This window comes from Streptomyces sp. NPDC029956, from assembly GCF_055574655.1.
Genome location: NZ_JBVHZJ010000046.1, coordinates 1 through 19,421, shown reverse-complemented (window position 1 = coordinate 19,421; position 19,421 = coordinate 1). Strand labels below are relative to the sequence as shown.

Below are 19,421 nucleotides of genomic sequence, written 5' to 3'. Positions count from 1 at the left end.
CGACCGTGCACTTCACCTCCGAACAACGCCTCGACGACGGCGTCCTCGAGCGCGCATTCACCCTCGGCGAGATCCCCGGCACCCTGTGGACGCCTGGCTCCGCGCCGGCCCCGCTGGTCCTCATGTCCCACAACAACGGCCTGCCCAAGGCGGACCCCCGGCTGGTGGCCCGGGCCAGGTACACCGCGTCGCGCGGCTACGCGGTGGCCACCATCGACGCCGCCGGATGCGGCGACCGTCCCCGTTCCGACGCCGACGAGCAGGTCCGTGCCGAGCTCCGGCGGGCGATGCAGGCCGGTGAGCCGGTCGACGAGATCTTCGAGTCCCTCATCGGCCCTCTGGTCGAGAACGCGGTCCCGGATTGGCAGACCACTCTGGACGCGGTGCTCGAGCTGCCCGAGATCGGTGGCCGGGTCGGGTACTCCGGGGGATGGACCGCCCTCGGCATCCGGCTGGCGGTGGCCGAGCCCCGTATCGCGGCCGCCGGCTTCTTCGCCGGGGGGTTCGTGCCCCGTGCCCAGCGCGAGGAGGCCCGGCAGGTCACCATTCCGTTGTTGTTCCTGCTGCAGTGGGACGACGAGGGAAACCCCCGGGAACGGGCCCTGGACCTCTTCGAGTCCTTCGGCAGCAAGGAGAAGACGCTGCACGCCAATCTCGGCGGGCACACGGGCACCCCGTGGTTCGAGCTGGAGGACGGGTGCCGGTTCCTGGACCGACACCTGAAGTGACGCCGGGCCGGCCGGCATGGAGGGGGGCCGAGGCCTTCCCCGATGCCGGCCGGGCCGACCCGGCCAGCGACGAAGCGATCCTCGGCCGAGTCAGCCGCAGTCGTACGTGAACGTCGCGGCCGACGAGTGGGTGCCGGGGGAGGTGATCACGAGCCGCGCCACGGCCTGGTGCGTTCCGGGCCCGTGGAAGGTCCACAGGAGACGGAGGCTCGCTTCCTTCTGTCCGCGGGCCACCTTCTCGGTGAGAACCCCGGACCGGGTACCGTCACTGCGTTCCCAGCGGTACGTGAGAGTGCCCGGTCGCCCGTCCGTGCGCACCAGGCCCACCACGCGGGCCGTGCCGTCGCAGCCCAGCCCGGTCCCCGGCGCGCTGACGGTGACGTCCCGGACCGCGACGCCGGGCCCGTACTGCCGCCAGGCGAGGAAGAGCAGGACGGCGACGAGTACGACGGCGGCGAACGCGTAGCGCCACGGCCATCGGGATCGGGCACGGCGGGGCGCGGGGACGCCGGGGAGCGTGCCGTGCCAGATCTCGACCACCGTGGGAGTGTTCTCCGCCCGCCGGAGGGCCGCTGCCGTCACGCCGGGCCCGAACCGCAGCACTTCGCCTTCCACCCGGTCGGGTGTCGCCTCCGGCGTCGGTCGCTCGAACCAGTGGCTGCCGAGTTCGGTGGCGCTGTAGTCGTCGTCGTTCATGAGATCGTGCACCGCCGGATGAAGATCTGCTGCAGGGAACCGCCGTTCGAGGCGGCGGGGTACGTGGTGGCGCGCAGCCCCCAGTAGCATCCGGCGCCCCGGACGTCGTGGGCGAGCGTGAGGGTGTACCGGGTGGCTCCCTCGCGCTGGTAGGTCTCGGAGCCGTCGGGCGCGCCCGGCACTCCCTTCTCGTCCCCGGTGAACCACTCGATCTGGATCGTCACCGGCCCCGTTCCGTCCGTCGTGACCTCGACGGTGCCCGCGGCAGTGGTCGGCCCCGTCTGGCGCAGGCTCGTGACGGAGACCGCCGTCACGGCGACGGGAGTCGGAGCGGGCGTCGTGGTCGTGGAGGTGACGGTCGGGGTGGGCGGGGACGTGGTCGCGGTGGCCGATGTCGAGCCGGACGTGGGCGTCGGGGGAGAGGTCACGGTCGGCGCCGTCGTCGTGACGTCGGTGGGAGGCCCGGCGGAGGTGGTGCTCGGCCCGGTGCTCCCGGACGTGGAGGGCGCCGGCGTGGTTGCCGACGGGGAGAGTTCAGGGCCCGTCGACGACGGTGAGGCCGACGGCGACGGCGGAGTGGTGCCGGGCCCGGGCGCGGACGTACCCGGCCCGGTGCTCGTCGTCGCGAAGGCCTCGGCGGCCTTGTCGTCGTTCGTCTTCTCGCCGCCGGCCCGCGCGGCGAGGGCGAGCAGCAGTGCCAGGACGAGTGCGGCCGCACCCGCCGGAACCCCGCGGGGCAGACGCCACCGGGGGCGCGGCGGCGGGGCCGGCAAGGTCGTGGTGGCGAGCGCGGTCGTGCCCTCCGATGCGCCACCTGAGGAAGGGAACAGCAGGGGCAGCAGCGCGGCCAGGGCCGCCAGTCGCCCCCGGCCGCGCTCTTCCCAGTCCGGCCCGTAGGCGGCCCGGGCGACCGCTTCCAGCTCGGTCACGAACGCGGCCGCGTTCTCCGGCCGTTCGTGCGGCGCCTTGGCCAGACCTCGCCGGATCAACGGGCGCAGGGGCTCCGGCGCCTGACCGTCGGGAACCGGCGTGTCCAGGTGGTGCAGGGCGAGTTCCGCGAAGTTGTCGCCGGAGAACGGCTTGCGGCCGGTCAGGCACTCGAAGAAGGTCGCGGTCGCCGCGTAGACGTCGGCCGCCGGTGAGGCGGGAGCCCCGTTCCACTGCTCGGGCGCCATGTAGGCGGGCGTTCCGGCGACCCCCGGTGTGGCGCCCCGGCCGGCCGCGATCCCGAAGTCGACGAGCTTGGACGACCCGTCGGCGGCGACCAGGACGTTCTCGGGCTTGTAGTCGCGGTGCACGACGCCCGCACGGTGAGCGGCGGCGAGGCCAAGGAGCGAGCCCTTGAGCACGACGAGCGCGGCCTCGGGGCCTGTCGACCCCTCGCGCGCGATGAGGGCGCGCAGTGCGACGCCGTCGACGAGCTCCATCACGATCGCGGCGCCCCGCGGCGCCTCGACGTACTCGTAGAGCCCGACGACATACGGACTGTCCAGCGCCCCGAGCAGCCGGGCTTCGGAACGGAACCCCCGCACGAACGCCTCGTCCGAACGGAACCGCTCACTCAGATACTTCACGGCGACCGGCAAACCGGTCCCGTCGTGCGTGGCAAGCACCACGCGCCCGCTCGCACCGGAACCCAACTCCCGGATCTCGGCGTACCCCGGCACCACCCAAGCGCCCATGCTCATCCCCCTCGACGCCATGGCCGACCGTTTCCCCTCACATGGACAGATTCTGGCCACGGCCGGTTCCCCGGGGAAGAGGGCAATCGGACCCGCTGCCGAACCGGGCCTACGGAGGGAGCTCGGTCCTGTCGCCACGCTCCCGTCGTCGCCCGAGGAGCGGGACAGGCGGGAGTGTGACGACAGAACCTAGGGGCCACCACCTGCGTCGCCCGGGGCACCTGCAGGCGCGGCAGCCCCGACGGCCGCTTCCCGCCAGGAACCCCGGCTCACTCGGGCTGCGCCTTCCCCGCCAGGACCGTGGCGCGGAAGGATGCCACCACCGGCCGGAGATCGACCCGGTGCCATGCCGCCCACAGCAGCACCGATCCGTCGTACCAGGGGAGTTCCCGTACGGCGATGCCGTCGGTCGAGCCGCGCACCATGCTCTGCTGGACGAGCGCGAGGCCGAGGCCGGAGGCGACCAGGCCGAGCGCGGTGAGGGCGTCGGCGGCGTCGAGGCGGATGTCCGGCGTGAAGCCGGACGCGGTGCACGAGGCGACGAACGCGTCACGCCATCCCGGGGCGTGGGAGTCGCCCACCGCGATCCACGGCTGACCCTCCAGATCCCTGGGCGTCACCTCCTCCCGATCCGCGAGGGGATGGTCCTCGGGCAGCGTGAGCAACAGCGGGTCCCGCAGCAGCGGTGCGGCGTCCAGGTCGGGATCGTCCTCGGGCGGGGGCGTACGGACGAGCGCGATGTCCAGGCTCCGCTGGCGCAGCCCCTCGAACTGGTCGGCGGACTCCTGGTCGTACAGGGCCACGTGGATGCCCGGGCGCTCCTCGCGCAGGGTGCGCAGGGCCGTCGGCAGCACGCCCGTGTGCATGGCGTCGGCGACGTATCCGATGCACAGCCCGCCCTCCTCGCCCCGGCCGAGCCGTCGGCCGAGGTTCTCCAGCCGGTCCGCGTGCCGCAGCAGGGCGCGGGCCTCGGTCAGGAAGACGTGGCCGTCCGAGGTCAGCCGGATGCGCTGCTGGCTGCGCTCGAAGAGGGCGAGGCCCAGGTTCTTCTCGAGCTGGGCGATCTGCCGGCTGAGCGGCGACTGGGAGATGTGGAGCCGTTCGGCTGCCCGTCCGACGTGTTCCGTCTCGGCGACGGCCACGAAATAGCGGAGTTGTCGCAGGTCAAGCACGTGTGACCTCGAAGGACTGAAGTGAGCCCGAGTAAGTCTTGGACAGTCTCATGTACGGATCCTAACCTCGGAAGCACAAGGCCGACGGATCAGTCGATCACCGACGATCTTTCGCATTCCAAGTCAAAAGGATCTTTCATGACCATCGCAGCCCTCCTCCCCGGCGCCCTCGGCTTCGGCACCGCCCCCCTCGGCAACATGTTCCGCGCCATCCCCGACGACGAGGCCGCGGCCACCGTCGAAGCCGCTTGGACCCAGGGCATCCGCTACTTCGACACCGCCCCCTTCTACGGCGCGGGCCTCTCGGAGATCCGCCTGGGCGAGGTCCTCGCCCAGCACCCCCGCGACGAGTTCGTCCTCAGCACCAAGGTCGGCCGACTCGTCCTCGACGAGGTCGAGGACCCGGCCGCCCGCGACCTGGGCGAGAAGGGCGGCCTCTTCGAGCACGGACGCCCTCACAAGATGGTCAACGACTACAGCGCCGAGGCCACGCTGCGCTCCATCGAGGACAGCCTGAAGCGACTCAGGACCGACCGCCTCGACATCGTGTGGGTGCACGACGTCGCGCAGGACTTCTACGGGGACGCGTGGCTGGCCGCGTACGAGACCGCCCGCACCGGCGCCTTCCGCGTCCTCCAGCAGCTCCGCGACGAGGGCGTCATCAAGGCCTGGGGCCTCGGAGTCAACCGCGTAGAGCCTCTGGAACTCACCCTCGACCTCGACGAGCCGAAGCCCGACGCGTTCCTCCTCGCCGGCCGCTACACGCTCCTCGACCACGACCGCGCCCTGCAGCGCCTGCTCCCCGCCGCCGCGGAACAGGGAGTCGACATCGTCGTCGGCGGCCCCTACAGCTCGGGGATCCTCGCCGGGGGCACCCACTTCGAGTACCAGAAGGCACCCGCGGCCGTCATCGACAAGGTCGAGCAGATCAAGGCCGTCGCCGGTCGCCACGGCGTCGGCATCAAGGCCGCCGCCCTGCAGTTCTCCCTCGCGCACCCGGCGACGGTCGCCGCGATCCCGGGCGCCACGAAGCCCAGCCGCATCGCGGAGGACGTCGCCGCGCTGAAGGAGACCATCCCCTCCGCGTTCTGGACCGAACTCCGCGCCGAAGGTCTCATCGCGGGTGACGCCCCCGCGCCGGCACCCACCGCCTGACCTTCCTCCCCACCGCCCGACAGGCCTGTCCCGGATATCCCCCGGTATCCCAGGTCCCCCGGATACCCCCGGGCATCCGCCGAGATCTTCTGATCTTCGCCCCCCACCGAACCCAAGGAGACCCCGTGGCCACCACGACCGCGACCATCGACATCCCCGCGTCCCCGGACAGCGTCTGGCAGCTCATCGGCGGCTTCGACTCGCTCCCGGAATGGCTGCCCTACATCCCCACCAGCCGTCTGGAGGAGGGAGGCCGCGTCCGCACCCTCAGCAACGAGGACGGAGGCGTGATCGTCGAACGACTCGAGGCCTTCGACGACAAGGCCCGCAGCTACAGCTACTCCATCCTCCAGGCCCCGTTCCCCGTCACCGGATACCTCTCCACGCTCAGCGTCCACGCCGGACCGGACCAGGCGACGGCCCGCGTGGAGTGGACCGGCACCTTCACACCGGACGGCGTCGGCGACGACGAGGCCGTCGCCCTCTTCCACGGCATCTACCGGGACGGCCTGGCCGCGCTGCACGGGACGGTCACCTCACGAGGCGCCCGGCACACCTCGTGACGGCCGGCGGCCCATGACCGCAGCGACGGCAGGACAACGGGTCCCACTGATCGCGGGACAACGGGTCCTACTGATGGCAGAACAACGGGTCCTACTGATCCAGTACGGCGGCGACGGCCTCGATCTCGACGAGCTGGTCGTCGTAACCGAGCACGGTGACACCCATCAAGGTGCTCGGTACGTCGTGGTCACCGAACGCGTTCCGGACGACCTGCCAGGCGGCTACCAGATCCGCCTGCCGGGACGATGCGACGAGGACCCGTGTGCTGATGACGTCCTGGAGCGACGCGCCGGCGGCGGCGAGAGCGACCCGCATGTTCTCAACGGCCTTCGACGCCTGGCCCGCGTAGTCCCCGACCGCCGCCGTCGAGCCGTCGTCGTTCAGCGGACACGCCCCGGCCAGGAAGATCAGGCGGGACTCGGCGGGTGCGGTGGCGGCGTACGCGTACTCGGCGACGTCGGAGAGTGCGGCGGAGCGGATCAGAGTGATGGCACGAGCCACGGTCGGCGGTTCCTTTCCCAGTGGGTGCAGAGCGCGGACATCCTGCCAACGACCCGTCGCCGCCGCCTCTCCTTTTCCGCAGCCCACGCAACCGACTCAGCCCCGTGCTGCATCCTTTGGCCTACGGCGTTCTCGGCCCTGCGGAGGACGATCTTGCGGCACGGCCGCGAGAGGGTTGATCCGTGCGAACAACCATCGGATACACCGTCGAAAGCATCGGCTACGTCGCAGGAGCCCAGGGGCTTGTCAGCTTCGCTTCGCGGACCCTCTTCGGTACGGAGTGGGGCTGGCTGCACAAGGTCGTCGACCTTCCGTCCGTCGCCTACCTCGGCATCGTCGGGGTGGGGCTGGCACTCGTGGTCGGGGGAGTGAAGACCCGGAAGGCATCCGGGCGCCGGGAGGTCGTCGCCTGACCCGGAATCGGTGAGTTCCTTGCCGAGAGGAACGGGGAGCGCGACCTACCGGCGATCCGCGTGCGCACGCGGCGAGGCGACGGTCGCCGTGATGCGCGGAAGGGTGGGGTAGTCGGTGTAGCCGTTCTCGCCGCCCGTGTACATCAGGCCTTCCTCGCGGACGGGGTTGACGGGGGCGCCGGTCCGCAGTCGTTCGACGAGGTCGGGGTTGGCGAGGAAGGGGCGGCCAAGGGAGATGAGATCGGCTCCGGCGGCGAGGAGGCGTTCGGCGGCGTGCCGGCCGCCGTCGGCGGGGAGGGGGCGGCCCCAGCCGAGTACGGGGTTGGCGACCAGGGTGCCCCGCCAGGCCTTGCGGATGTCGTGGAAGAGCGGCTGGTCCGGGTCGGCGAACACGATGTGCAGATATGCGGGACCGACGTCGTTGAGGGCGGCGACGAGAGCGGGGTAGATGTCCTCGGTGTCGCCTTCCTCGATGCCGTTGACGGACAGGCCCGGTGCGAGGCGCACGCCCACCCGGTCGGGGCCGATCGCGTCGGCGACCGCCCGGACCACTTCGACGGTGAAGCGGATGCGGTGGGCGACCGAGCCGCCGTACGCGTCGGTGCGGTGGTTGGTGCCCTTGGCGAGGAACTGGTGCAGCAGGTAGCCGTTGGCGGCGTGCACCTCGACACCGGCGAAGCCGGCGTCGACGGCCTTACGGGCCGCAGCGGCGAAGTCGACGAAGGTGGCGCGGATCTCCTCGTCGGTCATCTCCCGCGGGGTGACGGCGGTACGGAGCCCGCTCGCCGTGTGGATCGCCTCGGGCAGAGGGATCGCCGAGGGAGCGACGGGCGTGAGTCCGCTGGTGTCGGGATGCCCGACCCGGCCGCCGTGCTGCAGCTGAAGGAACATCCGCCCACCGGCGGCGTGCACCGCGTCGGTGACCTGCCGCCATCCGGCCACGTGGGCGTCGTCGTGGATCGCGGTGATGTTCGGGTAGGTCTGGCCGACGGCGTTCGGCGTGGAGGCCTCGGCGATGATCAGGCCGGCCGAGGCACGCTGGGCGTAGTAGGTGGCCATGAGGGGCAGCGGGACGCCGTCGGCCGTGGCGCGGTTACGGGTCATCGGCGCCATGACCAGGCGGTTGGGAAGCTCCAGCGGGCCGAGGAGGGCGGAGTCGAAGAGGCGGGATGCCACCGGTGCGTTCGTCATGCCCGTACGGTAAAAGTTGACACCGGTGTCACGTGCAAGGCGGAGAACGGCCGACAGGGGTGGGGAATGCGGATCGGTGAGCTCGCTCGGCGCAGCGGGGTGAGCGACAGGTCGCTGCGGTACTACGAGGCGCAGGGTCTCCTGTCGTCCGAGCGAACGTCCGGAGGGCAGCGCGACTTCGGCGAATGGGCGGTCGACCGGGTCATCCGCATCCAGGCGCTGTACGCCGCGGGGCTCAGCAGTAAGAAGATCGCGCGGCTGCTGCCCTGCATGCGGGACGCGGACGGCGCGCCGAGCGAGATCGCGACACCGAGGCTGGTCGAGGAGCTCCTCGCGGAACGCGCACGCATCGACCGCACGATCGCGGACCTGATCCGCTCACGCGACGTCCTCGACGAGGTCATCTCGACCGCGTCCTCGTCTGTCCTGCCGGCCCTCCCCGCTGAGGCATCGACCGCCGCCGTGTGAAGCGCTCACCGTCACCACGGTCGATCTCGTGACGGTCACCGCCACCGCCACCGCCACCGCCACCGCCACCGCCACCGTCACCGGCAGGGGCACCCGCCCCGAAGTCCCGCGGCTGCTGCTCACGGTCGTAGCCCCACGTGCTTGAGCGTGACCGCGCTGAGGTCGGCGATCGCCCCCCGGTCCCCATGACGCCAGGCGTCGGCCCAGCCGCCCGGCGGTGCCGTCAGTCTGGCGAGTGCGCCCGGCGGACCGGTGAGGGCGCGCAGGGCGAGCAGATCGGCGCCTCCGGGAGCCTCGGCGAGACGGCGCAGGGTGCTGCTGCGCCGGATCCAGAGGAGGCGCGGCGGGAGCCACAGCAGCAGGACGAAGAACACCGGAAGGACGATGAGGGCCGTCGTGACCACGTTGGCGACCTGGCTGACGGTCTCCTGGAGCGACACTCCCGCGTCGGAGAATCCGGAGCCGGCGTCGGCCGCGGCCTGGAGGGGCTTCTGGAGGACGCCACCGATGAAGGGCACGTCCGACGCCGCTTCTCCCGCCTTGCCGAGCTCCTCGGAGAGGCGGTCACCGGAACTCTCCACCCGGCGACCCGGTTCAGCCAGCAGCATGATCGTCTCGCGGACGACGAGGGCCGCCCACACCGCGACGGCGATCAGGGCCACGGCGATCAGGTCCGCGAGCACCTGGAGGTTCCGACGTGTGGGTGTCTGGGCGTAGAAGCGCAACAGATGACTCCCGTTCGAGTCGTGGCGTCGAGGAGGTCCGGCCGCCCGGACCGCCGCGACGCGGCCGGCCGGTCGTCGGATTCAACTCTTCCACTGCGCCTCACGGGCAAACGTGCGACACACGAGGCGCGCCGACGCGTCCTCGGGGAGGCAGGCCCACACGGAGGACCGCGAGAAGGGACGACCGCCCCGGCGCCGCCCGACCTCCGCGGGTACTGGACCGGACAGATCGCGGTGGCCGACGGACGTGACCCCGAGGCCGTGCGTACCGTCGTACGGGGCAACCCCGCGGTGACGTCCGAGGCCCCCCGCGACGCCGCTCGGCACCGGGGAACGGTCGAGCAGTCTCTCTCCGCGCCGGGTTCCGATGAGCGCGTGGGCGTTGTCAGCGGGCGGGGCACACTGACTGCATGATCACCTCTTCATCCGCCGCAGACGATGCCTCCCCCTCCCCTGTATGGGTGGAGTCGATGGGCGGCCCTCTGATCGTCGTTCCCGTCTCCGCCCTGGCCTCCTGGGGCGGGTGCACCGAGAGCAGCGGTCTTACGGCGGGAGACGCCACCGCTCCGGACGACTACGACCGGGCCTGCGCGGTGGACGATCTGGCCGGTGCGATCCCCATCGACGAGAACGGTGCGCAGGCACTCGTACTGGGGGACGAGCCGGCGACCAGCTGTTATCTGCCCCAGCACCGAGCGTTCCTGCGGTGGCTCGCCGCTGAAACCGAGGCGGGACTGCGCGCCGCGGCAGACGCTGTCCTCGCAGACCCGGCCACACAGTGGGAGGAGTGCGGCACCTGGGTCTCGGACGGTCCGGCGGTGCTCATGGACTCTGCCGAAGCCGGTTCTGACGTGGGCATCGAGTATCCCAACGGCGGGATGCCCGCCGTGGCATCGGTCCCGCTGCCCGCCGGCCGCTGGAGGGTCCGCGCCACGCAGACCGATGTGGGCGAGGAGAACGGGGTCGGCCTGGTCCAGCTCCTGCCCACCGAATCCTGAACGGACCGTGTTCCGGTCGCGTGCGGTCAGTCGTGGCGCGCATGCGGATGGGCGATGCCGAGCATCGCACGGCGTACGCCCTCGCCCGGATGGTTCAGGCAGCGAGCCGGTTGATCTCGGGGGTCCGGAGGACGTGGGGCTCGGCGCCGTGGAGGCGGGTGGCGGCGAGCATCGCGCGGCCCACCTGCTCGGTGCTGGTCACGTAGCGCGGGGCCACGCGGCGGACCACCGGGTAGAGCCATGAGGTGAGGCGGTACATCACCCGGTACCAGCGCGTGCTCGATGTCTCGCCGTGGACGGGCTGGATCCATCCCGGCCGGAAGGCGTAGGCGTGCATGTCCATCGCCAGGAGGGCGTTCTCGGTGCGGCCCTTCACGCGGGCCCAGGCCGAGCGGCCCTGTTCGGTGCTGTCGGTGCCTTCTCCGGAGACGTAGACGAACGTCAGACCGGGGTTGCCGGCGGCGACCACCTGGGCGGCTGCCAGCGTGTAGGTGTAGGTGACGGTCTCGTACTCGGCGGCGTCGCGCCCGGCCGCGGAGACGCCCAGGCAGTAGAAACACGCGTCGGCCCCGGCCAGGTCGTCCGCGACCGGGGTGAGGTCGGTGAAGTCGGAGTGGAGCACCTCGCGGAGCTTGGGTGCGGTGCGACCCAGCGGCCGGCGGCCGACGGCGAGGACCTCGGTCACTGCGGGGTCCTCCAGGCAGGCGCGCAGCACACCTTGGCCGACCATGCCGGACGCCCCGAACAGGATCACCTTCAACGCGTGGCCTCTCTTGGATGACTGGTACGGAGACGTGCGGCAGCGACCGCGGGCGCCACGGCAGCCGCGCAGGGCCACGACGAGTAGACGGCATCGCGGTCGGTCGGCCGAGCGGCCACGCCGGATCGCCGAAGGTTTCGCGGCACACGGCGGCACCTCCGCGGGTGGATCATGGCACGGTTGCCGGAGCGCGTACAGGAGCTTGTCGGCGGCGACGGGGGAGCTGCGGCGACGTGTGCCTGGCGTCTGCTCCTGCTCTGTCGGCGGGCTTCGCCGAGGCCGCTCTGCGACACGCCTACGCCACGTCTACCTCGCCGAGCTGGAGCGTTCACGCGGTGGCACCCATGGCCATGCAGGTCGAGCAAGCGCAGGCACACCCCTGGGGAACCGGCGAGGGCGGCGGCGATAGTCCAGGGCGAGGCCCTTGACGCGCCCGCAGCGGCCTACGCTGTGGAGGGTCTGGCCGGAGTCGGTGACCGCGACAGCGCCTGTCGTTCCTCGGGTGGCCCGGTGGCACCGTATCCGCCACCTGGGCCTTAGGTTAGGGTGACCTTGCCTGACATGCAGATCCGGGCGCGCGGGCTCGGGTTCCGGCGCCTCAGGCGGGACCCAGAAGACGGAACGGGCAGAGGCAGGACGCAGGTGAGAGACAGCGAGCGAGCTCGTGCACTTCGTGCGTCCGGCGAAGCGGGACGCCCCGCGCGAGTGACGTGGGGCGCGGGGCTCGTCCCGGCGCCCGGGACGAGGCGCCGTGGATAAGATCGCGCTCACGGCCGGTGCCCTCTATGTCATCGTCCTGCTTCGCGCCGGAGGGACGTTCGCCGTCGGGTGGCTCGCCGGCGCCGGTGCCCGGCGCAGCAGGTTCGCGGGGCGGATCTCTTCGGCGAAGTTCGTGCGCGCAGAGCGGGCGATCCAGCGGTGGGGCGCGCCGGTGGTTGCCGTCTCGTTCCTGACCGTCGGCTTCCAGACCGCAGCCAACTTTCTTGCGGGCAGCATGCGCATGCCGTTGTCTCGCTACCTCCCCGCCCTGTTCGTGGGCGGAGCGGCCTGGGCGGTGATCTACGCGACCGCGGGGCTCGGGGCGCTCGAAGTGCTGGGAAGGCTCTTCGCCGAGCAGACGGCTCTCGGGGTGTCCGCCGTGGCAGCGCTCCTCCTCGCGGTGTGCGGGGTCGTGGTGTACCGCAGAAGAAGAGCGGTCCCGGTCTCCGCCGACTCCGAGGCCGAGGAGTCGTGACCCCTGTCCATGAGGGCAAATGCCTCGACGGGAACGATGCACACGCGGGCTCGGCTCTTCTCGGACGGGATCTGTAGGACGAGGGACGAGGGCGCGCCCCGGAACGGGACCCCACCGGAGCCGAGGGGGTTCCCGTTCGGGCCCCCGCTGCCGGCGGCCTGAACCCGGTGCCGGCTGCGGGGCCCAGGTGGCAGAGTGTGCCCATGGTCTTTCTGCGGTGTGAAGCTGTCCGATGGGTCGATGACGAACCCCAGCCCGGCGTCGTCGAGGTCCGTTTCACAGACGCCCACCACAGGCAGTGGACCTTCATCGACAAGTGGTCGCGCTTCGGCGGCGAGGATCTGCACCCCGACTCCAGCTATCCCGTCGAGGTACGAATCCTCTGCGACGTCCTCGACGGCGTCGGCAGTTCGGGCACCACGAACGCGGTCAGGATCTCCGTCACTCCATGGGGAGTCGAGTCACGTGAAGGCTGCGTCGAGTTCGACGTGAGGGCCGATCAGTTGACCACCTGCTGAGCTTCACGTTCACCGGGCCTCCGCCGACCTGACGGTCGACGGGGCCCGGTCATGCCCTCGGGCGCCCCACACCCTCGTACCGTTCAATCGGCGACCAAGTGAGGCGAGAGGCTGGCTGCGGTCGATTGTGATCGACCGAGCGGGCGGCGTCCGGTCGTGTGGTTGAGCCGCCGCATGCGGTGGGCGGGACGCGGCTGCTCAGACTGCGGACGGTGCCGGACCGTCTCCTCCGGACCCGGATTCCCACCCGGCCGTGACGGCTGTGGCGCGTGCTCGCCTCACGCCACGACCCTGGTGGCGAAGGCCGCGATCAGAGTGTCCGCCCTCAGCAGGAGCTCAGGGTCGAGAGTTCCCGCCACGCGCACAGAGACCTCATCGCCACCCGTGGCCTGCGCAAGGCGCACGTCGAGTCGCTGGTCTGAACCGAGGAGCGGATAGCTGTACCAGCGATCCGGGCGTTCATCATCGGTGGTCTCAAGGCCGAGTTCGACCGCCTGCCAATCAGTGTCGTCGAAGTCGTACCCGGCGAAACGCGCCAGGAGAGTCAGGAACGGCTGGACGTTCTCGTTCCAGATCCAGCCTTCCACCGCGCGTTCCGCGTCGCTCTCTGCCATCCGGCAAGCGTGCCACATGCGGCACGTTCGCTCCCGGCCTTTTGTCCGTGATGCGTTGACCGTGGTCGACTGCTGGACGGCAGCAGCAGGGCGGCGCCCGCACTCGTGGAATCCAGCTTCACCGTTCAGCTCCGCCTCCACCGGCAGCTTGACCGCTCCCATGCCTGGCGGCGCCGAGCGGCTGCTGTCCGGCATCGGGTCCGGGGAGGGGATGGGCGGCAGGAGATGCTTGTCTCAAGCTGTGACGGTGAGGAGGTCGACGACGAAGACGAGCGTGGAGCCGGCCGGGATGAGCGGTGAGGGCGACTGCTTGCCGTAGGCGAGGCGCGGAGGAATGACGATCTCGCGTCGTCCGCCGGCCTTCATTCCCCTGATCCCTCGATCCCAGCCCTTGATGACTTTGCCGCCGCCCACGGCGAACTTGAAGGGCCGGCCATGGTCCCAGGAGGCGTCGAACTCTTTTCCGGACTCGAAGGTGACTCCGACGTAGTGAACCTGGACGACGTTGCCGGGCTTCGCCTCGGCCCCGTCCCCGATGATGAGGTCCCGGATGGTCAGCTCGGCGGGAGGCTCACCTGCGGGACGGTCGATCTCGGGCTTCGTCAGTTCACTCATTGCGGCCTCGCTACTCTCCGCCGGAGGCCCGGGTGCGGACCGGCCGGGTGCATGGTCGCTCCATGCGGTGGATGGCCACGTTACCGAGGATGCCGAATCCCTGGAGTACGGCGATTCCCACCGCGCACCGCGCTGAGCCGATCAGCCCATTCCTGAAGGCCTGTCACGGTCAAGCGCCGGGGCCGGGGCCAGTTCGAACTCGGCCTGAGCCGGTGCGGACTCACCCTCGGAAACCAGCGCACCTGGGCCTCGGCCTCGGCCGCGGTCGTCGCCGGAGTAGACGCCTGCCGTGAACGGCCACCCGGGCAAGAATCACGTCAGGTCCAGCGTGAACACCGTGCATGATGTGTCGATGGGACATCTACCTGTCGACGTGCGCGCTTCACTTCGGTTCTTCGCCTTCTACTTGGCGAATGGCACCGTCGACGTCGATCTGCTCGACGGCATCGACTACCGTCCGGCTCTCTTTCAGTTCGGCTCACCGCTGGAGCAGGTCTTCGCGATCTACTGCAATGTGCTTCAGGTCGACGCGAACGGCACGGTACTGAACGAAGGGGACGCTCAGTACCGTGCCGCGCAGTGGATCCGCGCCCACTGTGACCAGAGCTACCAGGCCGATCCTCCGTTCCAGGCTTGGGAGACCGAACTCCACGGCCCCTGAACAGGCCGGCAGATGTAGATGTCGTCGGACCTCGGGCCCGCGTCCGCCTGGCCCACGAGCATCATCCGGTCGGAGGCGCCGTCGGCCGCCCACCGTGCGGACCCGGTACGTCTGGCAGGGTGCAAGCGCGGACCTCCGGCGTGGAGGTCATCGACGACGGCGCCGAACGACTGACGGGCCGGCATCCTGTCACCCCATCGGGGTGAGATCCGCCCACAAAGCCACGGCGTCGGGCGAAAGCGGTGCGATCCCCTTCGCCGGCGCGCTGTCGTCTTCGTCCCACCACACGCCCTGGCCGGGCGCCAGGGCATGCCCGTTCTCGCCCGTCTGCCACCGGCCGCGCAGGACGTAGAACACCCCGGCGCGCCCGGACGGTGGCACGACCTCCCCGGCAACCCGCTCCACCCGAGCCGTCCAGTGCGCGCGCCGCACCATGATGTTCAGCACCCGGCAGCCGTCTCCGGTGAGTTCGGCGGAGAGCGCGAGGTCACCGGAGAACACAACCGGCTCGCCCGGCCGTGCAGGAAGCCGCTCGAACACACCGGGAGACGTCAGCAGGACACCGTCGCCCGCAAGGAGGGTGAGTGTCCGGTCGACCCCGGCGAACGCCGAGAACGGCCCGTCCCGGTCGATGTCGGCGACGCTCGCGCGCCATCCGAAATCCTCGGCGCCCACGGGTCGGGAGGCGATCTCCCTGGTCGCGCCGCCGCCGTTGCGCCACCGGCCCGGCGTCAGCGTCTCGACATCGAAGTGGTGCATGGGCGGGCTCCTGGGCTGCGTGCGGTACGAGTACGGAAACCCCTGAGCGGCGACACGGCCCAGCGGCGGGGCCTTCGGCGGAGAGTGACGACGTGTCCACGTGGGTCAGCCGTCGGCGTCGGGGCACGCCAACGCAGTGTACGCGGCCCCAGCTCGCCTGCCCGGCGCGCGAGCTGGGGCTCCGAGGCGGGGCTCCAAGGCGTGGTAAAGGGGCGGTGAGCGATGAGGGGAACTGCGATGCTCCTGACCTGAGTGGGCTTCTGGGAGACAAGCGCTGCTTCGCGGCCGAGGTCGGCGAGCCGGGTCAACCGTGTCGGGCCGGGTGTCGGGTGCCGGGTGTCAGAGGTGGCTGTCGAGGAGCTCCCGCAGCTCGGCGGTGGTCGAAGGCCCCATACCGTGCGCCACCGGTTCACAGTCCTTCAGCAGGACGTAGGAGGCGGCTCCGGTGATCCCGTACCGCTCGGTCGCCAGCGGACAGCGTGTGATGTCGGCCCGGACGGCCGTGAGGCGGCCCGCGTAGTCGTCGGCGATGCCCCCGACGACGAGGTCCATCGCCCGGCAGGGCTCGATGGCCTTGGGCCATGTCCCGGTGAAGTACGCGAGGACCGGGCCTGCGCTCATCTTGAGGATGAAGTCGAACTCCGCGTCCTCACGGGGCTGGTGAACCCGCTTCGCCATCGAAGCTCCTGATCTCGTGTTCCGTCTTTCCGCCCCCATCATCCCCCGCGGAGCCCGGAGCCCGGAGCCCGGAGCCCGGAGCCCGGAGCCCGGAGCCTGGAGCCCGGAGCCCGGAGCTCCGGGCTCCGGGCCCGACGGAGGCTCGGCCGGGGCCACTGCCTCCGGGTTCTCGGACGGTTGCGAGGCTTCCCCTGCCGCTGCGGGCCTGCGGCCGCTACCGTGGTACCCATGGCGCGGGAAATCAGGATCGAGATCAGCGACGAGGCGTACGAGGCGCTGGAGCGTGTCGCAGCCGAGAAGCACGTGCCCGCCGAGGACTACGCGGGCCGGGTCCTGGACGCCGATCTGACCCGCGCGCGGTTCGTCGAAGGCGCCCGGTCCTTCGTCACCCAGCACGGCCAGGCCTTCGCGAAGCACTTCGGTCGCCCCGCCGGCGCCGACGCGGCCTGAGCCCGGCCTGCGCATGATTCTCACCGTCGATCTCTCCTGGCTGCTCGACATCGCCCAGCAGGAGATCCCCGGCGACCCGGAGATCTCCGACTGGGGCGCCCTCGAAGCCGCCCGCGCCCGTCACGCCTTCCGCGTCATGGACGTCCCGGTCTACGAGCGCCCGCACCACCGGGCGGCCGCACTGTTGGAACAGCTCGTCCGCGTCCCCACCCTGGAGCACTCCAACGAGCTGTACGGCGTGGTCGTCGCGGCTGCCTACCTCCACGCCTGCGGGTACCCGGTCGACGTGACGGCCGAAGAGGCGATCGACCTCGTCGAGCGGGTGGCCGAGGGCCGGGTCGACGTCCGGCAGGTTGCCGACATCCTCAAGGAATGGGTTCGCTGACCCAATGGCTTCTTCCAGACCCTGGGCAGGGCGACTCCGGGAACGCGCGTGGCCGTGGACATCGTTCTCGACGCGCAGCCGGCAGCTCGCGAAGCGCCGCCGGTCCCGCGGGAGCCGGTCGTGAACGAACGCGACGTCATCCTCAACGAACTCGCGCAGGAGCTGCGCCCGATGTCCCAAGGCATCGCATGGTTCGGTGACCTCGCCCCGGAGGAGCAGGCCCAGACTCTGCGATTCCTGGTGCATCACTGCATCCAGGCCCGCGCAGTCGCCGAAGACGGACCCGAGAGCGTCGACCGTGCCGGCCTGCGCCCGACACACACGCCTGCGGTGCTCATCACCCGAGGCCGGATCGATGAACAGCTCGGGAAGATCGCCGGCCTCAGGCCCCTCGACGAACGCCACAAGGCGTTCCGCCTCCTGATCTCCGTACTCGCGATCGCCGACGCACGGCGCCGTGAGCGGTTCTGTTCCGACGGATGCGGTCACTGGTGGCACAGCCTGTCCGACGCGGGCTGATCGCCCGCACACGGCTCCCGGAGCAGACGTGAACCGGCTCGCGCAGACTGCGTCCCACGGCTCAGCTGCTCGATCCGAAGCCGTGCACGCCGTCGTCGAATGCTCCTGCAGGCAGCAGGAGCCGAGGCCGCGCCGGCCGGGCGGTTCCGCGGGATGTCCGCCCACCGGGTGCTGACATCGAAATCGCGGTGCGGTGCACCTGCTCCAGCTCGTACGCTGCCGACGCGGTCTTCGTCGTCCAGCGGCCGAGGACACCGGTCGCCGGTTCGCCGGAGCCGGAAACCCGGGTTCGAATCCCGGCGAGGACTGCTTCCCCGGTCGGGCTCGGCGTCGCACCCGGGCTACGAGGGCGACGGAGGATTCAGATGCGTGCGGGGGAGATCCGGTGCAGGACGTCATGGAGGGGATCGCGGCCAACCCGGCCCTCCCGGAGCGACTGTTCGAACTGCTGGCGACGACCGGCGACGAAGACGTCCGTCTCGCTCTGACGTATCGCGATGACGTGTCCGAGCGCCAGGTGCGCATCCTGCTGGCCCACGACGACGTCGATGTCGAGTCCCTGATCGCGCGCAGCAAGATCCCCTGGACCGAGGTGCCGCGGCACGACTCCTCCTTCCTGCTGGCCGCAGCCCAGGCCGGGATCGCACCGGCCGAGGTGGTGCGAGAACTGGCCGTGCACCACGACCCCGAAGTCCGGGGCAGGCTGGCCTCCTCCGCCACCGGCCTGCCACGCGACGTCCTCGCCGCCCTTGCCCGGGACCCCGACCCGTACGTCGCCGAGGCAGCGGCCGAGTCGTCCGAACTGCCGTACGACCTCGCAGTGGAACTCGCCCACCATCCCCACGTCGTGGTACGGGAGCGCCTCGCGCTCAACGACCACACCCCGCCCGCACTGCTCGCCGCGCTCCTGGCCGACGGCGTCAGCCCGGCACCCACGCGCTGTGGAGCATGCCACCGTCGCGCCGAACGCTGCTCCGACCATTCCCCGGGCATCCGCAGGATACGGCTGGCCGCCGCCGCCAGCCCGGCCGTGCCGACCGCCGGGCTCGAGGAATTCCTCGATGCCGAGGAGCACTGGACACCGGCTGAGATCGCGGAGCGGACCGACCTTCCGGCCGCCTTCCACGCCCGCCTGGCCACCCATCCAGCGCCCCTCGTACGGGCGACCCTCGCCCGCAACCCCGGCATCGGTGAACAGCTGATCCTCCAGCTTGCAGAGGACCCCGATCCCGGCGTCCGCCGGGCTGCCGCGGAGAACGCGTCGGTACCGCTCTCCCACCTCACCGCGCTCGCGGGCCGCCGACGGCTCCCTGCCGGGCCGCTGCCGCGGATTCTGACCGCGACCGAAGCCGAACTCCAGGCACTGGCCACGAGCCGCGTGGCCCAGATGCGCGCCCTCGCCGCCGCCCGCCCGGACCTTCCCGCGACGCTCGCCGACCGCCTCGCCGCAGACCGGGACATCGGCGTCGCCCGCACGATCGCACCGAACCCAGGGCTCACCGACCGACAACTCACCGACATGGCCGACCGCCACGGACCACCCGTGTACAGCGCCCTCGCTCAGAACCCCGGCTGCCCCGCCCAGCTGCTCCGCCGGATGGCCATCGACACCGGATCCGCGAGCAGGACGCTCCGCCGGATCGCGGTGCACCCGGCCTCGCCGCCGGACGTCATCGAAGGCCTGCTGGCCAACTCCGACCCCAGGGTCGTCCACGCCGCAGCAGCGCATCCCGCACTGCCGGTGGAGACGATGGAACGACTGCTCGCCCGCGCTGCGACAGTGGAAACTGCCGGCCGGCCGGATCCTCCAGGCCGGGCGACCGTGGGGGGGGGGGGGGGGGGGGGGTCCCCCCCCCCCCCCCCCCCCCGGGAGAGGACGAAACAGACCAAAAAAAAAAAACGCAACGAGAACAGACCAACAAAGGCAACACCCCA

Annotated in this window: 24 protein-coding genes and 1 tRNA gene; 14 read left to right on the top strand and 11 right to left on the bottom strand. The window is 71.1% G+C overall.

Annotated features, from left to right (window positions below; all coding sequences use genetic code 11):
- Positions 1–5 precede the first annotated feature (5 nt).
- Complete coding sequence (locus ACZ4XX_RS29390; RefSeq protein WP_468510886.1) at positions 6–728, top strand: dienelactone hydrolase family protein; 723 nt, start codon at positions 6–8, stop codon at positions 726–728.
- Between the two features lie 90 nt (positions 729–818).
- Here ACZ4XX_RS29390 and ACZ4XX_RS29385 read toward each other — a convergent pair whose 3' ends face one another.
- From ACZ4XX_RS29385 to ACZ4XX_RS29375, 3 genes are all read right to left on the bottom strand, one after another.
- Positions 819–1,424, bottom strand: coding sequence for a hypothetical protein (locus ACZ4XX_RS29385; protein WP_468510885.1), 606 nt, complete (start codon positions 1,422–1,424; stop codon positions 819–821).
- Positions 1,421–3,106, bottom strand: a complete 1,686-nt coding sequence (locus ACZ4XX_RS29380; protein ID WP_468510884.1) for a serine/threonine-protein kinase — start codon at positions 3,104–3,106, stop codon at positions 1,421–1,423. The genes ACZ4XX_RS29385 and ACZ4XX_RS29380 overlap by 4 nt, the downstream gene beginning before the upstream one ends.
- 269 nt (positions 3,107–3,375) lie before the next feature.
- Entirely contained in the window at positions 3,376–4,278 is a 903-nt protein-coding gene (locus ACZ4XX_RS29375; RefSeq protein WP_468510883.1) for a LysR substrate-binding domain-containing protein, read from the bottom strand.
- 138 nt (positions 4,279–4,416) lie between these two features.
- Between ACZ4XX_RS29375 and ACZ4XX_RS29370 the strand changes: the two genes are divergently transcribed.
- Both ACZ4XX_RS29370 and ACZ4XX_RS29365 read left to right on the top strand, forming a co-directional pair.
- Positions 4,417–5,433: an aldo/keto reductase gene (locus ACZ4XX_RS29370; RefSeq protein ID WP_468510882.1), complete on the top strand. Its 1,017-nt coding sequence runs from the start codon at positions 4,417–4,419 to the stop codon at positions 5,431–5,433.
- 125 nt (positions 5,434–5,558) lie between these two features.
- Entirely contained in the window at positions 5,559–5,996 is a 438-nt protein-coding gene (locus ACZ4XX_RS29365; RefSeq protein ID WP_468510881.1) for an SRPBCC family protein, read from the top strand.
- A 91-nt stretch (positions 5,997–6,087) separates the two neighbouring features.
- Here the strand turns inward: ACZ4XX_RS29365 and ACZ4XX_RS29360 are convergent, their stop codons facing one another.
- Positions 6,088–6,498: a RidA family protein gene (locus ACZ4XX_RS29360; RefSeq protein ID WP_468510880.1), complete on the bottom strand. Its 411-nt coding sequence runs from the start codon at positions 6,496–6,498 to the stop codon at positions 6,088–6,090.
- Positions 6,499–6,680: 182 nt separating this feature from the next.
- Between ACZ4XX_RS29360 and ACZ4XX_RS29355 the strand changes: the two genes are divergently transcribed.
- Entirely contained in the window at positions 6,681–6,911 is a 231-nt protein-coding gene (locus ACZ4XX_RS29355; RefSeq protein ID WP_468510879.1) for a hypothetical protein, read from the top strand.
- Positions 6,912–6,956: 45 nt separating this feature from the next.
- Here ACZ4XX_RS29355 and ACZ4XX_RS29350 read toward each other — a convergent pair whose 3' ends face one another.
- Entirely contained in the window at positions 6,957–8,102 is a 1,146-nt protein-coding gene (locus tag ACZ4XX_RS29350) for an alkene reductase (protein WP_468510878.1), read from the bottom strand.
- Between the two features lie 66 nt (positions 8,103–8,168).
- Here ACZ4XX_RS29350 and ACZ4XX_RS29345 point away from each other — a divergent pair, with 66 nt between their 5' ends.
- Positions 8,169–8,570, top strand: a complete 402-nt coding sequence (locus tag ACZ4XX_RS29345) for a MerR family transcriptional regulator (protein WP_468510877.1) — start codon at positions 8,169–8,171, stop codon at positions 8,568–8,570.
- 119 nt (positions 8,571–8,689) lie between these two features.
- Here ACZ4XX_RS29345 and ACZ4XX_RS29340 read toward each other — a convergent pair whose 3' ends face one another.
- Positions 8,690–9,295 (bottom strand): hypothetical protein, encoded by a 606-nt coding sequence (locus ACZ4XX_RS29340; protein WP_468510876.1) that lies wholly within the window; start codon positions 9,293–9,295, stop codon positions 8,690–8,692.
- Between the two features lie 410 nt (positions 9,296–9,705).
- On the opposite strand from ACZ4XX_RS29340, the gene ACZ4XX_RS29335 reads away from it, so the two are divergent.
- Entirely contained in the window at positions 9,706–10,293 is a 588-nt protein-coding gene (locus ACZ4XX_RS29335; protein WP_468510875.1) for an Imm21 family immunity protein, read from the top strand.
- Positions 10,294–10,387: 94 nt separating this feature from the next.
- Here the strand turns inward: ACZ4XX_RS29335 and ACZ4XX_RS29330 are convergent, their stop codons facing one another.
- The gene (locus ACZ4XX_RS29330; protein ID WP_468510927.1) at positions 10,388–11,047 is read right to left on the bottom strand and encodes an NAD-dependent epimerase/dehydratase family protein; all 660 of its coding nucleotides are present in this window, start codon (positions 11,045–11,047) and stop codon (positions 10,388–10,390) included.
- A gap of 757 nt (positions 11,048–11,804) precedes the next feature.
- Here ACZ4XX_RS29330 and ACZ4XX_RS29325 point away from each other — a divergent pair.
- Together ACZ4XX_RS29325 and ACZ4XX_RS29320 are read left to right on the top strand one after the other, a co-directional pair.
- A complete protein-coding gene (locus ACZ4XX_RS29325) occupies positions 11,805–12,287 on the top strand; it encodes a DedA family protein (protein ID WP_468510874.1) in 483 nt (160 codons plus the stop codon).
- 203 nt (positions 12,288–12,490) lie between these two features.
- A complete protein-coding gene (locus ACZ4XX_RS29320) occupies positions 12,491–12,805 on the top strand; it encodes a hypothetical protein (protein WP_468510873.1) in 315 nt (104 codons plus the stop codon).
- A 278-nt stretch (positions 12,806–13,083) separates the two neighbouring features.
- Here ACZ4XX_RS29320 and ACZ4XX_RS29315 read toward each other — a convergent pair whose 3' ends face one another.
- Positions 13,084–13,419 (bottom strand): hypothetical protein, encoded by a 336-nt coding sequence (locus ACZ4XX_RS29315; protein WP_468510872.1) that lies wholly within the window; start codon positions 13,417–13,419, stop codon positions 13,084–13,086.
- Positions 13,420–13,653: 234 nt separating this feature from the next.
- The gene (locus tag ACZ4XX_RS29310) at positions 13,654–14,034 is read right to left on the bottom strand and encodes an FKBP-type peptidyl-prolyl cis-trans isomerase (protein ID WP_468510871.1); all 381 of its coding nucleotides are present in this window, start codon (positions 14,032–14,034) and stop codon (positions 13,654–13,656) included.
- 289 nt (positions 14,035–14,323) lie between these two features.
- Here ACZ4XX_RS29310 and ACZ4XX_RS29305 point away from each other — a divergent pair, with 289 nt between their 5' ends.
- The gene (locus ACZ4XX_RS29305) at positions 14,324–14,695 is read left to right on the top strand and encodes a DUF7677 family protein (protein ID WP_468510870.1); all 372 of its coding nucleotides are present in this window, start codon (positions 14,324–14,326) and stop codon (positions 14,693–14,695) included.
- A 189-nt stretch (positions 14,696–14,884) separates the two neighbouring features.
- On the opposite strand, the gene ACZ4XX_RS29300 is transcribed toward ACZ4XX_RS29305, so the two are convergent.
- Both ACZ4XX_RS29300 and ACZ4XX_RS29295 read right to left on the bottom strand, forming a co-directional pair.
- On the bottom strand, positions 14,885–15,454 hold the full coding sequence (locus ACZ4XX_RS29300) for a HutD/Ves family protein (RefSeq protein WP_468510869.1): 570 nt from the start codon (positions 15,452–15,454) through the stop codon (positions 14,885–14,887).
- A gap of 339 nt (positions 15,455–15,793) precedes the next feature.
- On the bottom strand, positions 15,794–16,132 hold the full coding sequence (locus ACZ4XX_RS29295; protein ID WP_468510868.1) for a thioredoxin family protein: 339 nt from the start codon (positions 16,130–16,132) through the stop codon (positions 15,794–15,796).
- Between the two features lie 228 nt (positions 16,133–16,360).
- Here ACZ4XX_RS29295 and ACZ4XX_RS29290 point away from each other — a divergent pair, with 228 nt between their 5' ends.
- The 5 genes from ACZ4XX_RS29290 to ACZ4XX_RS29270 form a co-directional block, all read left to right on the top strand.
- A complete protein-coding gene (locus tag ACZ4XX_RS29290) occupies positions 16,361–16,582 on the top strand; it encodes a hypothetical protein (RefSeq protein WP_055602124.1) in 222 nt (73 codons plus the stop codon).
- Positions 16,583–16,595: 13 nt separating this feature from the next.
- On the top strand, positions 16,596–16,967 hold the full coding sequence (locus tag ACZ4XX_RS29285) for a fic family toxin-antitoxin system, toxin component (protein WP_468510867.1): 372 nt from the start codon (positions 16,596–16,598) through the stop codon (positions 16,965–16,967).
- 48 nt (positions 16,968–17,015) lie between these two features.
- Complete coding sequence (locus tag ACZ4XX_RS29280) at positions 17,016–17,486, top strand: DUF5958 family protein (RefSeq protein ID WP_468510866.1); 471 nt, start codon at positions 17,016–17,018, stop codon at positions 17,484–17,486.
- Positions 17,487–17,713: 227 nt separating this feature from the next.
- Positions 17,714–17,794 (top strand) — tRNA-OTHER (locus ACZ4XX_RS29275).
- 77 nt (positions 17,795–17,871) lie between these two features.
- On the top strand, positions 17,872–19,421 hold a 1,550-nt coding region (locus tag ACZ4XX_RS29270), incomplete at its 3' end, for a hypothetical protein (protein WP_468510865.1).

Coding starts and splice junctions, on each gene's coding strand:
- ACZ4XX_RS29385 (WP_468510885.1), bottom strand. CDS start 1,424: ATGAACGACGACGACTACAGCGCCACCGAACTCGGCAGCCACTGGTTC.
- ACZ4XX_RS29380 (WP_468510884.1), bottom strand. CDS start 3,106: ATGGGCGCTTGGGTGGTGCCGGGGTACGCCGAGATCCGGGAGTTGGGT.
- ACZ4XX_RS29370 (WP_468510882.1), top strand. CDS start 4,417: ATGACCATCGCAGCCCTCCTCCCCGGCGCCCTCGGCTTCGGCACCGCC.
- ACZ4XX_RS29350 (WP_468510878.1), bottom strand. CDS start 8,102: ATGACGAACGCACCGGTGGCATCCCGCCTCTTCGACTCCGCCCTCCTC.
- ACZ4XX_RS29345 (WP_468510877.1), top strand. CDS start 8,169: ATGCGGATCGGTGAGCTCGCTCGGCGCAGCGGGGTGAGCGACAGGTCG.
- ACZ4XX_RS29335 (WP_468510875.1), top strand. CDS start 9,706: ATGATCACCTCTTCATCCGCCGCAGACGATGCCTCCCCCTCCCCTGTA.
- ACZ4XX_RS29320 (WP_468510873.1), top strand. CDS start 12,491: ATGGTCTTTCTGCGGTGTGAAGCTGTCCGATGGGTCGATGACGAACCC.
- ACZ4XX_RS29315 (WP_468510872.1), bottom strand. CDS start 13,419: ATGGCAGAGAGCGACGCGGAACGCGCGGTGGAAGGCTGGATCTGGAAC.
- ACZ4XX_RS29310 (WP_468510871.1), bottom strand. CDS start 14,034: ATGAGTGAACTGACGAAGCCCGAGATCGACCGTCCCGCAGGTGAGCCT.
- ACZ4XX_RS29300 (WP_468510869.1), bottom strand. CDS start 15,454: ATGCACCACTTCGATGTCGAGACGCTGACGCCGGGCCGGTGGCGCAAC.
- ACZ4XX_RS29295 (WP_468510868.1), bottom strand. CDS start 16,132: ATGGCGAAGCGGGTTCACCAGCCCCGTGAGGACGCGGAGTTCGACTTC.
- ACZ4XX_RS29290 (WP_055602124.1), top strand. CDS start 16,361: ATGGCGCGGGAAATCAGGATCGAGATCAGCGACGAGGCGTACGAGGCG.
- ACZ4XX_RS29285 (WP_468510867.1), top strand. CDS start 16,596: ATGATTCTCACCGTCGATCTCTCCTGGCTGCTCGACATCGCCCAGCAG.